The 14,256-nt window shown below is 35.7% G+C and carries 14 protein-coding genes and 1 pseudogene; 1 reads left to right on the plus strand and 14 read right to left on the minus strand.

Annotated features, from left to right (window positions below; genetic code table 11):
- Positions 1–33: 33 nt before the first annotated feature.
- From ACH0AK_RS11060 to ACH0AK_RS11070, 3 genes and pseudogenes are all read right to left on the minus strand, one after another.
- The gene (locus tag ACH0AK_RS11060) at positions 34–615 is read right to left on the minus strand and encodes a cob(I)yrinic acid a,c-diamide adenosyltransferase (RefSeq protein ID WP_023520164.1); all 582 of its coding nucleotides are present in this window, start codon (positions 613–615) and stop codon (positions 34–36) included.
- Positions 612–1,049, minus strand: a complete 438-nt coding sequence (locus ACH0AK_RS11065; protein WP_023520165.1) for a EutP/PduV family microcompartment system protein — start codon at positions 1,047–1,049, stop codon at positions 612–614. Before ACH0AK_RS11065 ends, ACH0AK_RS11060 begins: the two co-directional genes overlap by 4 nt.
- Positions 1,050–1,436: 387 nt before the next feature.
- A pseudogene (locus tag ACH0AK_RS11070) lies at positions 1,437–1,640 on the minus strand (DUF7916 family protein); the annotation flags it as partial.
- Between ACH0AK_RS11070 and ACH0AK_RS11075 the strand changes: the two are divergent.
- Positions 1,619–1,861 (plus strand): UTRA domain-containing protein, encoded by a 243-nt coding sequence (locus ACH0AK_RS11075; protein WP_023520167.1) that lies wholly within the window; start codon positions 1,619–1,621, stop codon positions 1,859–1,861. The pseudogene ACH0AK_RS11070 and the gene ACH0AK_RS11075 sit on opposite strands and share 22 nt — an antisense overlap.
- 66 nt (positions 1,862–1,927) lie before the next feature.
- Here the strand turns inward: ACH0AK_RS11075 and ACH0AK_RS11080 are convergent, their stop codons facing one another.
- From ACH0AK_RS11080 to ACH0AK_RS11130, 11 genes are all read right to left on the minus strand, one after another.
- Positions 1,928–3,400 carry a glucosaminidase domain-containing protein gene (locus ACH0AK_RS11080; RefSeq protein WP_023520168.1) on the minus strand — a complete coding sequence of 491 codons (1,473 nt, stop codon included), beginning with the start codon at positions 3,398–3,400 and terminating at the stop codon, positions 1,928–1,930.
- Positions 3,401–4,019: 619 nt separating this feature from the next.
- Positions 4,020–4,187: a hypothetical protein gene (locus ACH0AK_RS11085; RefSeq protein WP_023520169.1), complete on the minus strand. Its 168-nt coding sequence runs from the start codon at positions 4,185–4,187 to the stop codon at positions 4,020–4,022.
- 22 nt (positions 4,188–4,209) lie between these two features.
- Positions 4,210–5,781, minus strand: coding sequence for an ADP-ribosylglycohydrolase family protein (locus ACH0AK_RS11090; RefSeq protein WP_499796898.1), 1,572 nt, complete (start codon positions 5,779–5,781; stop codon positions 4,210–4,212).
- Positions 5,782–5,791: 10 nt separating this feature from the next.
- A complete protein-coding gene (locus ACH0AK_RS11095) occupies positions 5,792–6,466 on the minus strand; it encodes a DarT ssDNA thymidine ADP-ribosyltransferase family protein (RefSeq protein WP_023520171.1) in 675 nt (224 codons plus the stop codon).
- Positions 6,459–7,862, minus strand: a complete 1,404-nt coding sequence (locus ACH0AK_RS11100; protein ID WP_499796899.1) for a UvrD-helicase domain-containing protein — start codon at positions 7,860–7,862, stop codon at positions 6,459–6,461. Before ACH0AK_RS11100 ends, ACH0AK_RS11095 begins: the two co-directional genes overlap by 8 nt.
- 300 nt (positions 7,863–8,162) lie before the next feature.
- The gene (locus ACH0AK_RS11105; RefSeq protein ID WP_023520173.1) at positions 8,163–8,429 is read right to left on the minus strand and encodes a virulence RhuM family protein; all 267 of its coding nucleotides are present in this window, start codon (positions 8,427–8,429) and stop codon (positions 8,163–8,165) included.
- A 390-nt stretch (positions 8,430–8,819) separates the two neighbouring features.
- Positions 8,820–10,484, minus strand: a complete 1,665-nt coding sequence (locus ACH0AK_RS11110) for a DNA/RNA helicase domain-containing protein (protein ID WP_137072710.1) — start codon at positions 10,482–10,484, stop codon at positions 8,820–8,822.
- 345 nt (positions 10,485–10,829) lie between these two features.
- Positions 10,830–11,624 (minus strand): ABC transporter ATP-binding protein, encoded by a 795-nt coding sequence (locus ACH0AK_RS11115; protein ID WP_023520176.1) that lies wholly within the window; start codon positions 11,622–11,624, stop codon positions 10,830–10,832.
- A gap of 13 nt (positions 11,625–11,637) precedes the next feature.
- Positions 11,638–12,162: an ATP:cob(I)alamin adenosyltransferase gene (locus ACH0AK_RS11120; RefSeq protein ID WP_023520177.1), complete on the minus strand. Its 525-nt coding sequence runs from the start codon at positions 12,160–12,162 to the stop codon at positions 11,638–11,640.
- A gap of 13 nt (positions 12,163–12,175) precedes the next feature.
- Positions 12,176–13,174 carry a FecCD family ABC transporter permease gene (locus ACH0AK_RS11125; protein WP_023520178.1) on the minus strand — a complete coding sequence of 333 codons (999 nt, stop codon included), beginning with the start codon at positions 13,172–13,174 and terminating at the stop codon, positions 12,176–12,178.
- The gene (locus tag ACH0AK_RS11130) at positions 13,167–14,162 is read right to left on the minus strand and encodes an ABC transporter substrate-binding protein (RefSeq protein ID WP_051377622.1); all 996 of its coding nucleotides are present in this window, start codon (positions 14,160–14,162) and stop codon (positions 13,167–13,169) included. The genes ACH0AK_RS11125 and ACH0AK_RS11130 overlap by 8 nt, the downstream gene beginning before the upstream one ends.
- Positions 14,163–14,256: the final 94 nt, after the last annotated feature.

The raw sequence follows: 14,256 nt of genomic DNA on the forward strand, positions 1-14,256 counted from the left end.
TTACCACACTGTTTGTGAAAAATCAAACACTTTTTATAAACCTTCTTCTTTTATCTTATGGAAGACCTTCTCTCCTCTTGTATAAAAAACATCCTCTTGCCCCATTTGCACATTCATATAACGCGCCAACGCATAAAAATAGTCAGACAAGCGATTCACAAACACGATCACTTCAGGATTGATCGCCGCAGTCGCACTTAAACGGACGATATGTCGTTCCCCGCGACGAGCAATTGTTCGCGCCACATGGACCATGCTCGCTCCTTGACAGCCCCCTGGTAAAATAAATCGTTCGATATCCGGCGATTGCTGTGTATAAAAATCAATCCGTTCTTCCAACCAAGTAACGCTCTCTTGTTGGACTTTCAGCGGTCGTCCATCTTCCAAGACCGTTGATAAATCAGTCCCTACATCGAATAAAAGTTGTTGTAGTTCTTCCAATTCTTTCTTAAAAACCTCTTGTTCTTTTGACAATTGACTGATCGTATAGCCCAACCATGAGTTCAATTCATCGATCGTTCCATAACTTTCCACACGATCTGAATCTTTCGATACACTATGACCGCCAACTAATTTTGTCATTCCCTTGTCGCCTGTTTTTGTGTAGATTTTCATGATTCTCCTCCTAAGTACTCAATCAATTCTGCTAGTCCCGTTTTTTCGACTGATGAGACTTCAAACAGCTTCGTTGCTCCAGCTGCAAGCAATTGTTCACGTACACGCGTCAACTCTTTCTCGTCTTTCACTAGATCAACTTTGGTCATGATCCCGATGACTTCTTTTGGAAAGATGTGGCCAAATCCTGGTGAAAAAATCTGTTCTTGGTCTAACGCACTTTGCACCAAACCAATGACATCTGCTTCTGCTGCTGTTACAGTCAAAGCAGCGTAGTATTGGCGATGTAGAATAAATTCCCCTGGTGTATCGATCATCTCAGGATGAAATTCTACCGCTTGGGTCTTATCATAAACGATCGCTTCTCCTCGCAAGGCTTGACAAAGAGTGGTCTTTCCACAGCCAATCGCACCCATTAAAATGATTCTCCTCATTTACCTCTCCTCCATAAAAAAAGCCTAAAAAAGCAGAAAAAGCTCTACTTTTTTAGGCGTCATTGCCGTATTCATACGCACACATCGTTGTGTGCTTCTTTTCACTAGTGTAATCGCTTCTTTCAAGTTTGTCAAAATAAATCTTAGCATCTAACTATGTGAATAGTAAAATCCCTCACACTTATATTAAAATTTGAAGTTAACTTCAGATAGTCTATAAAATTGTGATTACTGATAGAAATCACAACACAAAGCAAATTGCCGCTATACCAATTGTATATATTGTTAATTAGTTGCTTGAACAATAGTAATAAAAAAAGGACCTCCACTTTCACTTTTTAGAATATATCTAAAATGAAAGTAGGGTCCATTTAATCACTTAAATTTCTAACGCACGATCGAGCGTGACATCATCGCGATCGTATAACGGTTTCCACGGATCGCACGGCTCATCGCCATGATATTTTCTACCGGAGCGATTCCCGAGTAGCCGGCATCCCCGATATGTTGGATATCCACACCACAAATTTTATTTTGGATCGCAATTTGTTTGATCGTGTCTGAATCGGATGATTCTTGGCTCATACCAATTACATTTGAAATTGAACTGTTCAAAAAAAGAAATTTCTGTTGAGAATATCACCCCTTCGATCGCACAATATTTAGATTTAGGAAAACATAACAAAAACATCTTTGTTGTTAGGAACTGGGCATATTTGACTGATTATACCCACTTTCAATACACAGAAAGTTGGCATCAAGTCGATTCATTCAAATTCGTTTTGTTGGCTGATCGGCCGATGAATCACTAATTGAGTCAAATAAAAATGCCATTGGAAGAGAGAACTCTTCCAATGGCATTTTTTCATTATCACTAATTAAAACAAAACAGTTGCTGGATCAATCAATTGCGCTTGAGCTAAGCTGTTGTCACGACTGATCTCAAAATGCAGATGGCTGCCTGTACTATTACCAGTAGAACCGACAAACCCAATGATTTGTCCTTGTTCAACTTCATCATCAACTTTCACAACGTATTCTTGTTGATGAGCATAAAGCGCTGTTGTGCCATCTTCATGTTCAATGGCAACATAATTTCCCCATGAAGGATGGAATTCTGCTTTGATCACAGTACCCGCTTTACTAGCATAGATTGGCTCCCCTTGAGGTGCCGCAAAATCTAATCCACGGTGGAATTCACCACCACGAGGACCAAATGGGCTAGAAATCGTATAATTTCTTAATGGCACGATATATCCTTCTTTATTCACTTCAGGTCCGGCAACTTCTTTGTCATATTGTTCTAAATCATAAGTTTCGATCAGACCATTTAGTTTTTCGTTATATCTTGTATCTGTTGCGTAACGGCCTGTTAAAAATTCTGTTGCTTCTTTATAAGTTTCTGCATTGGATTTCCAAGCACCTGAATAGAACTCACTATTTCCAGTCAATCCTTCAGTCATTAATTTAGCATAGTCTTCAAGACTTTCTTCATAGTTGGCATATTTTCTGAATGTTGCTTGGATCGTATACAATGTACCATCACCAGCATCTTCTTGTGTGGCAAAAGTCACACCATTGCCCTCGTGTGTACCTTTGATCCCAAAAAGATTGTAGTTAGGGGCTTGCGCCAACTGGCTTTGTCCACTAGCTGATTCTAAAATCGCTTGGGCGATCATCACTGATGCGTATAAATCATGTTCTTGCCCGATTTCTCGAGAAGATTCACCGATTTTGCGAATGAAGCTCTCAACTGATTCATCTTTTTCAAAATGGATCGATCCTTCATCCGTTTCTTGACTTGATGGTACAAGATCTTGAATCGGTGTAGTTGCAGAAGGTTGACGTACCTCTTGAGCAACTGGCGCTGCAGGAGCAGGCGTTGGTGCCACAGGTGCAGCTGGTTGTGTCGGCTGACTCGGCTGTGGTGTAGTTGGTTGTGTTTCTCCAGTAGAACCGCCAGTTGATGGTGGCGTTGGTTTTTGTGGCTGACTCGGCTGTGTTGGCTCTGTCGGCTTCGTCGGTTCTGTTGGTTTTGTCGGCTCCGTTGGTTTTGTTTCCTCCGGTGTGCTTGGCTCTGTCGGTTCTGAAGTATCAGGTGTGGTTGGTTCACTTGAATCACCAGTAGACGGTGGCGTTGATTCTTCTGTACCATCTGTTGTTGTATCTGTTGTGTTATCTTCACCTGTGATATCAGACGAATCCGTCGTTGTTTCTGTTTGGGCTTCCGCTGTTACTGGTTGGTCCGCAGAAAAAACTTGTTCATCTGCTAATACTTGTAAAGGCGTAGTTAGTAACATTTGTGAAAGAAATACAAATGAAACTAATTTATACGTAGACTTTTTTTTCAATTTTCTTACATCCTTTTCTTTAGTTATTTTTAAGATACATGTTAGTTATGAATTTTTTGTTAAAAAAATAATAATTTTTATAAAGTAATAACAATTATTTATCTCATATTAATGCTTCGTTCCACTACTAATAACAAACGTTAAGTGAAAATATCTAGCGAACACTGAGATAATACGACAGACTTTTACTTTATTATAATTCATTTTAACAGGAATAAGAAGAGTTAAGCAGTCCATATTTTTTCATCATTAAGAGCAAAATTTGAACTTGACATTGATTTTTCCCCATTTTTTTTACCGAGTAATATCAAATAATCTATAAAAAAAGCCCTCCAAATATTGCTATTCAACTATTTGGAGGACAGTCTCTGCTAAATTGATATCGAAAAAAAGATAGAATAACCAATCCTATTAGTGAAGTTTACTACAAATTAAATACAGTTTGATTATTCAGTTTTTTTACGTCCAGTCAAATCATTGTTTCCTTTTTTACTGCAACGATTAGTACAACTACTACTAAGATACCTCCTAGAGCGATTCGCATATAAAAAACAGATTTTCTCGTTTTAGGAAGAAATGATTCTCTTAAACCATTTTTCTTTGGAGCGGATCTTCTTGGCTATGGTTGATTAGGAAACTCTTTTTCTGGTGTGGCTTCGTTATTCACTTTGACTTTAACGATGCTTAAACAAACTTTTATATCATTGATTTTTCCATATTCGGCGATGATCGTTCTATCTTTATAAATTTGACTTGGCAGCTGTGGGGCGTCGTTTTCACTTGTCAATCTATCTTCAATAATTCATCGTCTATTCAAAATAATATCTGTAAACTTTTTCTACAAACAAACGTATCTCTTTTTTATATGAGCATTTTTTTCTAACTTCATTTTCTATTTGCTCTACATCTAATTCTCCAAAAATATCTAAAGGTTTATTTCGAAGCATACGTATGGTTTCACTTAGTAAAGAGGTAAACTTTTCTAGAGTAATTCTTTGAGGTAAAGTATTTTGTAGTTCGATTATTTGTTCTGGTGAAAGTTCCAAATCAAAGAGTTCACTTCTCCTTAACTCAGTGTCCTCATTTTTAAAGACAGGTTTTTGTAACTTACAGTAAAATGTTTGACTCTCTTCATTTTTTAATACAAAGACTTCTTTATTTTTCTGTGACCTTATAGGGTATTTATCTACAACTGTTAGATTGTCAAAAGGACCTAGCTTTACAGACTTTTTCTTTCTATCATTTCCATGTAGTTCTTTTATCAAATTTTTTGATTCAGAAAAATTCCACATATCTCTTCTTTCGGGAATGGTTGCTTCCGGTATCGTTTTAGCCAACTGAGTGATATACTCAACATCTTGAACACCCAACCATTCTGATTTGATCCATCGTGTGCCATGGATTGCTCCTAATAAACCACCTGTTGCTGCCGAATTTGTATCCGTGTCACTCCCTTCAAAAAAAGCGATCTCTAACAATCCATTCTGTGGATCTATAGAGAATTTAGATACGATATAGATCGCTGTCAAACAAGTAACGACTCCTGAACCTTTCACTTTCGGATTATTGCAGTCTAATTTCGATAACGTCTCAGATGTTTGATCAAATAATCCATTTGCTAACGTTTCTTTTATTAATGTTAATCCATCAAATAACTCTTCTCCCGTCTGTTCCCACAGTTTTTGATAATTTATACCTATAGAAAATGAAGCATTCAACCAATCATTGATATTATTAGGTACAGGAAACTTAGACCATTCTTCTTTTTTATTAATGAGATAGTCAACTAATTCCCCATATTTCATTTGTTTGTTGTTGGTAATCAGATACTCCGCAGCTTTTCCATAGACTAACGCACTCAAAATAGCTCTAGGATGTCCATGGGTAGATATTCCATTCAAAAATATTTTTTGATTCATTTCTTCACTACTTATATTTTTCTCATAAGCATGCGAAATGACCCTCATGACTACACCATTTCCACCCGCTTCAAAATAGGATTGGATGGCACTCTTATTTTGCTTCCACGGTGGTTTGCCATTCGACCATGAACGAGCAGCGCGCTTCGTAGCTCCTCCTCCTCCACGTTCATAAAGCAACCACGAAGGTAATTCGCTTCTTCCAAAATAAGATAGAAAATTACGATAGTTTAACGCCCTCGCAGTCGCTAGCGTCAGTTGGGTATCATCACTGTAACTTCCTTTTTGTATGATTTCTTCTGTATAGGTGTGACCATAACCCGAACGTCTTACCCATTTTTGAAAATCTGTACTCCTAGCAGATTTATTTTTTGTTTGACTTCTTTCTTGTGGCCATCCCATGGCATCACCGATTGCAACCCCTAATAAAGATCCCAGATATTTATCTTCTATTGAGTTCATCCTCTCACTCCTATTCCATATAAAGACTTTCTTCAGGGATATCACCGGCTCTTAATTTATTCGCCAAATTTTTGTCATACATATCTGCACAAGTAAAAATTTTAATTGTGGATAGATCACATTGAGCAATTTCAAGACGATTCAATTCTTTCTTCGCTTGTGCTTGGTCTCTAAATACAATTCCTTTAATATTTGTCTTTGAGATCGAATGTCTTATTAGCACCTCCGCTTGATTATCAGTAGGTGAGCAGATCAACATATTCTTTGTTCTGTTCAATTCCATCTTCCCTACTGATCTAGACTTATACAGACTCTTGAAACTCGATAGACCACTCCTTATGAGTTTCCCACTTTCTGTAGCAGCATTACATGGACAAAAAAGAGTTTGATCATTAATGACACTAGGAGAAATCAACAAAATAGAGAATTCTTTAAATAAATCAAGCCTATTCCTCTTCTCTAACTCATATAAATAATAGACATTAGGGTATTCGATTGAACAACAAATATAATCTTCTTTACCATCAATTCTATTTAGATCATTTTTTTCCAGATCTTCTTTGATAAAATTGTTCGCAAGGATCTTACCATCTCTATCCAATATCTTGGGCAAATTTTTGGACTTAGTAAAATGGCACAAACGAGTAATTTTTCTCTCACTAATATATGATTCATACTCATTCATAACCGTTCCTCAAATCATATAAACTTGTATCCTCTGGCAATAGTTCAGTTAATTTGTCCACATACGTAATTATTACTCCAGATTTTGCCCGCGTCACACTTACATAGATCAATTTGACAAATTTTACTAGCGCGTCTTGTTTGCTACCATATTTAGCTATTTCCTCTTCTGTAGGCATATATCGATCACTCATAAATGGTAAGAAAACTAAATCAAATTCTAATCCTTTAGCAGAATGATAAGTTCCGATGTGCAAGTTGTCAGTATTCTTCCATTTACCCATGTCTTTTTTTAATATTGTATGCTCAATTCCTTTTTCAGCAAAAATAGACGCTATTAAATTGACATCTTCTCTCGTTTTGACTAGCACTGCTTTGGTTCTTGATACATCCGAGTTGTCTACTAAACCCATCAAAGATTCTATTTCCTCTTTTTTGTCTCTACATTTTATTACAAGAGGATTTGGACCAACCACATCTGGAACAATGGAGTCGATTTTATCATTCTCATCAATTTCAAAAAAGGGTAATTCCGAAATTGCTTTCGCTAACTTTCCGACTCCTGATTTGTTTCGATAGTTTTTTTCCAATTTCCAAATCTTGACATTATTTAGTCCCGCAGAACGCCATGAAATCCTACTTCCATAAATTTGTTGATTCTCATCACCAAAGAAATTGATACTACCATCTTTCGATACTAGCATACTCAAAGACTTCAACATCATTGGCGAAAAGTCTTGACCTTCGTCAACAAGTATATATTTATATCGCTTTTCCGTATCATCTCTTTGCGCTTCTTCAAACACCGCTGTAGCTATACTATCCCAATCATATAAATAGCCTCTTTTATTCCTTAGATCTACATATTGTTGGTAGACTTCGTAAAAATAGATTCTGTTTTTCCTTAAAATCCGAGCATCCCGTCTTCCAGTTCGTTCAATTTTAATATACGTCTCTTGATCCATTATTCCCATTTTTTGTATCCATTCAATTTCATCGATAAAAATATCCATATGTCGTTCTAACGTATTCTCATCAGGATATTTATTTTTCACTTTATCTAGCGCCTCTGCAATAAGTTTATTTTTTGATTGTAAGATGGCGTTTGTCTCCATTTTACCTCTTGAATTCAGATACCCTCGTGCCAACTTATGATAGTTTTGAATCAATAAATTTTTGGGAGAATCTTCTAATATAAACTCCATATATTTAATAAGTGTCCTATTATATGTAAGTATAAGGACTATATCATCAGGGTAATTTTTTGCCATATTTATCGCCCTAACTAAAGCAATAGTTGTCTTTCCGCTTCCTGCCGTACCTAAAACAACAATATTATCTTCATCAGAAAGATATAGTACATCCACTTGTTTTCCTTCAGGTTTTGGTAATCTCATAAAATAACCTCCACTATTTTATTTATCCAGATATCTCCCCCACGAAGAAAAGCGCTTACGAAAATTTATTGATTTGTCCCGGAACCTCCTTTATCAATTATTTTATATTATCATTATATACACTGAATTGTTAAACCGTAAAGTTATAATCTGTATTTAAAATAACTTTTATTTTTTAATAAGAAGAGAGGTTATGAAAAAATTATTCCGCGACTTCTCTTAAGCAACATTATTTGATCAAAAATAAAAGAATCGATTTAAGCATATTTCATGCTTAAATCGATTCTCGATGAAATTATTTCAATTAAAACTAACCAAACGTACTGTGTCCGGAAATATAACAAACTGAAGAATTGTTAAATCACATAACTGTTTATCTTTTTGAGGATGTTTATATAAGGTGGTCGCCTTTTTTACTAACCTTCCACCCTCTTTTTGAACTGTTTCCATTTTGGAAATAGTTCGATCTTCTATCAATTCACTAGAATTAAATATATTTTTCAGATGTTTACTAATTGCCGGAATGCCAACATCAAAAGCTTCGAAATCGTCTTTTGTGTTGCCCAAATGGTCTCAGCTTGACCATTTCTTCACTGTATTCATACATCAAAAAATTGGATTTCATCCAACTTGATTTATTCTCCCTTCTTGATTCCATCTGTATTTTATTAAGATAGTTGCTAAAATTGTCACGATACTTGATTCATATCATATGTAACTCGAATGAACATTGTTCTTATTTGGCAACTCCCCAAAAATATTGTGTTCAACTGATTTATTTGTGTTATAGCAAAAAATCGTGTTACTAATATATACGCCAAATATTGCCATGAAATTATAGTAGGTATTATTATTTACAGAAAAAACTAAGACTTTGTTCAAAGTCTTAGTTTTTTAGATTTCAAGAGTATTTATTTATATAATAAAATGACTGGGTGTATACAACACACGATATAATTATAATCCAATACGTTGTTTAAATATTTTTTCTACATCTTTATCTTCAAAATATACTCGACATCCATCAATTCCTCTTGTAAGAAGTACGTAATATATATTCAAAATATATTCAGTTAATTCAGATAAAGAAAATTCTTTTTTTAGAGGTGTCCCACCACTATCCTTATAATTACTAGGTACTGCCATTATTTGATTATCTATTACCGTGATATCATTTCCTATAATTACTCCAGAATAATTCAGATCATATCCTTGAATTGAATGTATAGATCCAATTTCTTTTTGTGAATTAGGTTTTTTTATCCAATCTTCATAAGTGGAGTTCCATCTTCTATTAATACCGTCTATTTCCCAATCATAAGGTAACTCATATAATTTTTTTCCTTTGTTAGACTTTTTATTTATATTAGATTTCCATTCTCTACAGTATCCAGCTATTACTCTATTAGTTGTTTCAGGATAGGCATGAGAGTGAAGCTCTACATACTCGATAACTTCATTAAAATTATCCGCGATGCCAAAGTAGTCATTTTTGAATACATCTAAATTAAAATTTTTATCTTCACTTAATTGTAGAGCATACAAAATCCCTTTTAAATAGTCTTCTCCTGAAAAATTACCATCACCACTAATTCTAAATTGTTGTGATAAAGTTAATTTTTTATAATTAATAGTTAATTTTCGAATTTCAGAAGGAGTAATATTTTGCGGTTTAATTCCTTGATAGGAATCGTATAACAAAACCAACCCCTCAGTTATTTCTTCTAAGAGTGTAATTTCATCATCATCTTTATTAAGGTGCCTTCTTGAATTAGGATGACCCTTTGTATAGTATTTTTTTAACTTGTGTGCTTCATCAACAATTATGATATCAAATTTTTCTTTGTTTTTCTTAGCATCTGTTATCAACTGTGAACTAGTCTTAACAAATAATCTATTATTCAAGTTTATAGATTTAAAAATTAAATTAAACTGTTTTCTTAAATTCCCAGTTGTAACAACACCAATCTTTAAATTAGGGTTATTTATTGCTAGGGAAAAAGCTAAATTTGTAAATAATACAGACTTACCTGAACCCGCGGGTGCTTCGACTATAAATTTTCCTGAAGGATCAGTTTCAATTTCATCAATAATTTCTTTTTGCTTTACGGATAGTTGTTTAAATGGAGAATATTTAAATAACAAACTTTCTCTCAATTTATTTATATTTTTATTTTTGGATAAACCTAGCTCAAATAATTCATTTTTCCATAATCTATAAAATACACTAGAACGAATTTCCTCTTTATTTTTATAAACTAATTTTGTTTGTCCATTATTGCCATTTGCCAAAACAAAATTAGTTTCATCAGATTCAGCGACCATATAATTAAGTAGTAAGGATTCCAAATCTAATACAGCCGATTTATGAAATAGGTTAGAATAGATAACTAGACATTCAGTATACTCACGATAATCAGTTTTAGGTTCTTTTTCAGCTAAATGCTCTCTATGTCTATTATTAAAGCAACTAGTTTCACCAACATAAATTATTTTTCTTTCTAGATTATAATATATATACGTAACTGGATTATTATTTAATATATCATTTTCTATTTTTGATAGATTATTCGATATCCATCCATTGTTTAACTGTAGTTTTAAAACTCGATAATACGACATATTTCTCCCCATAAATTTTTACTTATTTCTTGTATTTATTATAACATAAAACAATTTATTGTTTTTCATGTTATTGTCGTAATTATCTGTCTATAACTATCACTTATTTCGTTATTAATAGTGTTTTTTATTTAAATATAAGCTACTATTATTATTTAGAATATATGATTTAATGTAATAATTTGTATTTTTTTAATTATAGCCATTAAGATATCAAAATAAAGTATCTATCTTTTTTTGTTGAACAAATATTTCTCTTTATTCTTTGTGTTAGTTAAATTCAAAATCGCTTTATCTTAGTCGACAAAAAACTCCGAAACCTCAAATAAGTCTCAGAGTTAATTACTATTTCTCTATTTGCGATGCTCCTTCCCCCAACTTCTCCCATATCTCACTCTGCTCCTGAAAATGCTTCACTAGATCCACCTCAAAGATATCTTTGAGCAATTTTCTCGAAACTGTTTCCAGAAATGGACCTTGCTTGATGACTTGGCCTGTTTTCATGAACAAGACTTGGTCGCTTAAAGAGAGGGCTAAACGGATGTCGTGGAAGACTCCGATGATTGTTTTGTCTTGGTTTTTGCCCCAGTCTTTTAAATAGCCGATGAGTTCGAGCTGGTGCTTGATATCGAGATGATTATTGGGTTCGTCTAGTAATAAGATATCTGGGTCTTGGGCTAATACTTTGGCTAAGAAGACACGTTGCTTTTGACCTCCGGAAAGTTGGTTGACGGGGTGGTCTTTCAGCTCTAATAAATTAGTCAGTGCTAGGCACTCCATGACTTTTTCGCGGTCTTCTGCTGTGGTGACTGACCATAGTCCTTGTTTGATGTGCGTATAGCGGCCCATCATGACAGTTTCATAGACGGTGTAGTCAAAGGCAATGGTTGAAAACTGGCTGAGTAAGGCGACTTTGCGTGCGGCTTCCTTGCGTTTCATCGTGCGGACTTCTTTTCCATCGATCGTGATCGATCCTTCGTAGGAAAGGATGCCCGCAATTGATTTTAATACGGTCGTCTTGCCACAGCCGTTAGGTCCTAGGATACATAGGTTCTCACCTTTGTTCAGCTCGAAGGAAACTTCTTTGATGATTTTTACTGAGCCATAGCCAGCTGTGACTTGCGATAGCTTCAAGGTCATCACTTTTCCTCCTTTAGCGGTAATTTCTGCTGACAAAAGGAATTTCCGTTACGTCGTCTTCTTGGTTGAATTTCATCGCGATCATGAAGAAGTAACCCGACAATAAATTGAAAAAGTCTAGCAAGCCTGAATCGACTTTTTTACCTTGATAAAGATGGCGATACAGCAAACGAACGATTACTTTACAATCGACACGTAAAATATGAGCTAATGCACCTCGTTCACTTCCTTGAGGTAAGAAGAATGGTCCACTTTGGTTTGTTCTTTCTGCATTCAATTCATCGACACGACTCTTTAACCAGTCGACTTCTTCTTGCGTGATCGTCATTTTTGTACGCACGCACGCATTTGCATGGTAAACCAATTCACCGATTTTTTCTAACTCCTTGTAAAAAGGAGAATCTTCACACTTTGCGCGTAGTAACCCGATTTCTGAAGATAAGCGATCGGTGTGTAATTCATAATCGCAACGTAAATCATCTGCATCGTCTGCTAAAAATGGATAAGCCTCATAAGGACTTCGATAAATATCTTTCATAATTGTAAAACACTCACTTTCGTTTGAAATAAACATAGGCAAAAAAGGGCGCACCAATCAATGCTGTGACAGCGCCTATTGGTATTTCTTGGGGAGATAATAGCGTTCGTGAAATCGTATCGCCGACGACCATCATGCTGCCACCTAACAGTGCTGCTCCTGGAATGACCCAACGATGACTGGCACCGAAGTAACGTCGGATGACATGGGGGGCAATCAAATCAACAAATCCGATCACGCCGACAAATGAAACCGCACTTCCTGCAAGTAAAGCCGCAAGAACCATCACCCATAGCTTGATCGTTCGAACATCTACACCAGAGATTAACGCCTCTTCTTCACCTAAAGATAACACATCTAAACTTCTAGCAGAGAACCAAAGAGCGATTGTTCCAAATAGTAAGATAGGTAAAAAGATATGGATTTTTGCCCACGTGCTTCCTGAAAAGCTACCCATTTGCCAGAAGACTAATTGCTGCAAATGATCTTTGAACAATGCCGTGACGATCGTCAACATTGCGCCCACAAATAAGGTCATAACCATTCCCACTAAAATAACTGTTTGGTTCGATAATTGCTGATCCAATCTTTGACTCATCGCCAAAACAATAAACACAGTTGCTAAACCAAAAATAAAGCCTGTCAGAGGTAATGTGAAATTCGGGAACAACGGTAAAGTGATTCCTGAAACAATGATCAACGCAGCGCCAAGTGATGCCCCTGATGACACACCTAGCGTATAAGCAGAAGCCAACGGATTACCTAATAAGGATTGCATGACCGTTCCACTAACAGCCAAAGCAGCTCCTACAAGAAACGCCAAAACCACTCTCGGCAGGCGAACCTGCCAAAGAATGGTGACGATCGTTTCATCTAGCTGTTTGTCTCCTCTTGAAAATAATGCTTGGATCAAGGTATCAAAAGGAATGGATACACTCCCGATTTTGATCCCAAAGAATACCACGATGATACTTAAGACCACTGCTATCAGCAACCGACTTTGTTTATTCATTTTCCAACGATTGGTATTCATCAGGGTAGATTGCTAATGCCATTTCTTTTAAGGCTTTTGTCATATGGTGGTTTGGTAAAGAGCTCGCAGCGTTATCGATATAGAATACTGCTTCATTTTTCACCGCAGGAACGTCTTTCCAGCTTCCACGATCTAAGATTTCTTGCACTGCATCATCCAAGTAATTTACGTTCGTCAAAATTACATCTGGCTTACTAGCAATCGCTGCTTCTTCTGTTACTGGAATCCAGCTTTCTTGATCTGCTAAAACATTTTCTGCACCTACAAGTTCGATCATTTCATTCAAGTAAACGCCTTTACCAAAGCTATAGATTTCAGGTAATGCGCTAATCTCAAACAATACTTTTTTCTTATCCGTAATCGTTTCACCAATTTCTTTGATTTCATCGATCTCTTTGTTCATTGTATCGACTAATTCTTGTCCTTTTTCATGCTCTTGTAAAGTATCCGCGATAAATTGGACATCTAAAGCAATATCTTCAATGGTATTACTTGTTGGAATGTTCACGACAGTAATTCCTGCATCTTTTACTTGTGACCAAACATTTTCAGAGCCATGCAGACTAATATCTGAAACATAGATCACTTGTGGGTTCAATGAAATCAATGTTTCTGCATCCACAGCCATCATATCAATTTGTGGCAACTCATCAATATCTTTTGTCATTGCTGGGCTTTGTGTGTCAACCGCTACTAATTGATCTTTACGTCCTAGATCATCGATCACTTGTGTAACTGAAGGAACTAAAGAAACCATTTTATCCACTTCTTCAGGAATCTCGATTTCTTCACCGCCACGATCTTTCGTCGGCAAAGCAACTTCTGAAGCTGTCGTTGTTTCTGCTGTTTCGCTTGTTTCGTTGTTATTATTTGAGCAAGCACTCAACCCAAAGACTACACTCAATCCCAATACAGCAACTAATTTCGATAATTTTTTCATCATCTTTTCCCACTTTCTTTGACTCATTTTTACTTTTCCCAGTGATTACTTTTTTACGATAACCCTTTCATTTCCATTTTCTTATCAAACAACTTTTTTTAAAAGTAAATAAAAACTACCT

Source organism: Enterococcus pernyi (genome assembly GCF_045371165.1).
GTDB lineage: Bacteria > Bacillota > Bacilli > Lactobacillales > Enterococcaceae > Enterococcus_B > Enterococcus_B pernyi.

Coding starts and splice junctions, on each gene's coding strand:
- ACH0AK_RS11060 (WP_023520164.1), bottom strand. CDS start 615: ATGAAAATCTACACAAAAACAGGCGACAAGGGAATGACAAAATTAGTT.
- ACH0AK_RS11065 (WP_023520165.1), bottom strand. CDS start 1,049: ATGAGGAGAATCATTTTAATGGGTGCGATTGGCTGTGGAAAGACCACT.
- ACH0AK_RS11075 (WP_023520167.1), top strand. CDS start 1,619: ATGATTCTTGGCTCATACCAATTACATTTGAAATTGAACTGTTCAAAA.
- ACH0AK_RS11090 (WP_499796898.1), bottom strand. CDS start 5,781: ATGAACTCAATAGAAGATAAATATCTGGGATCTTTATTAGGGGTTGCA.
- ACH0AK_RS11095 (WP_023520171.1), bottom strand. CDS start 6,466: ATGAATGAGTATGAATCATATATTAGTGAGAGAAAAATTACTCGTTTG.
- ACH0AK_RS11100 (WP_499796899.1), bottom strand. CDS start 7,862: ATGAGATTACCAAAACCTGAAGGAAAACAAGTGGATGTACTATATCTT.
- ACH0AK_RS11110 (WP_137072710.1), bottom strand. CDS start 10,484: ATGTCGTATTATCGAGTTTTAAAACTACAGTTAAACAATGGATGGATA.
- ACH0AK_RS11115 (WP_023520176.1), bottom strand. CDS start 11,624: ATGACCTTGAAGCTATCGCAAGTCACAGCTGGCTATGGCTCAGTAAAA.
- ACH0AK_RS11120 (WP_023520177.1), bottom strand. CDS start 12,162: ATGAAAGATATTTATCGAAGTCCTTATGAGGCTTATCCATTTTTAGCA.
- ACH0AK_RS11125 (WP_023520178.1), bottom strand. CDS start 13,174: ATGAATAAACAAAGTCGGTTGCTGATAGCAGTGGTCTTAAGTATCATC.
- ACH0AK_RS11130 (WP_051377622.1), bottom strand. CDS start 14,162: ATGAGTCAAAGAAAGTGGGAAAAGATGATGAAAAAATTATCGAAATTA.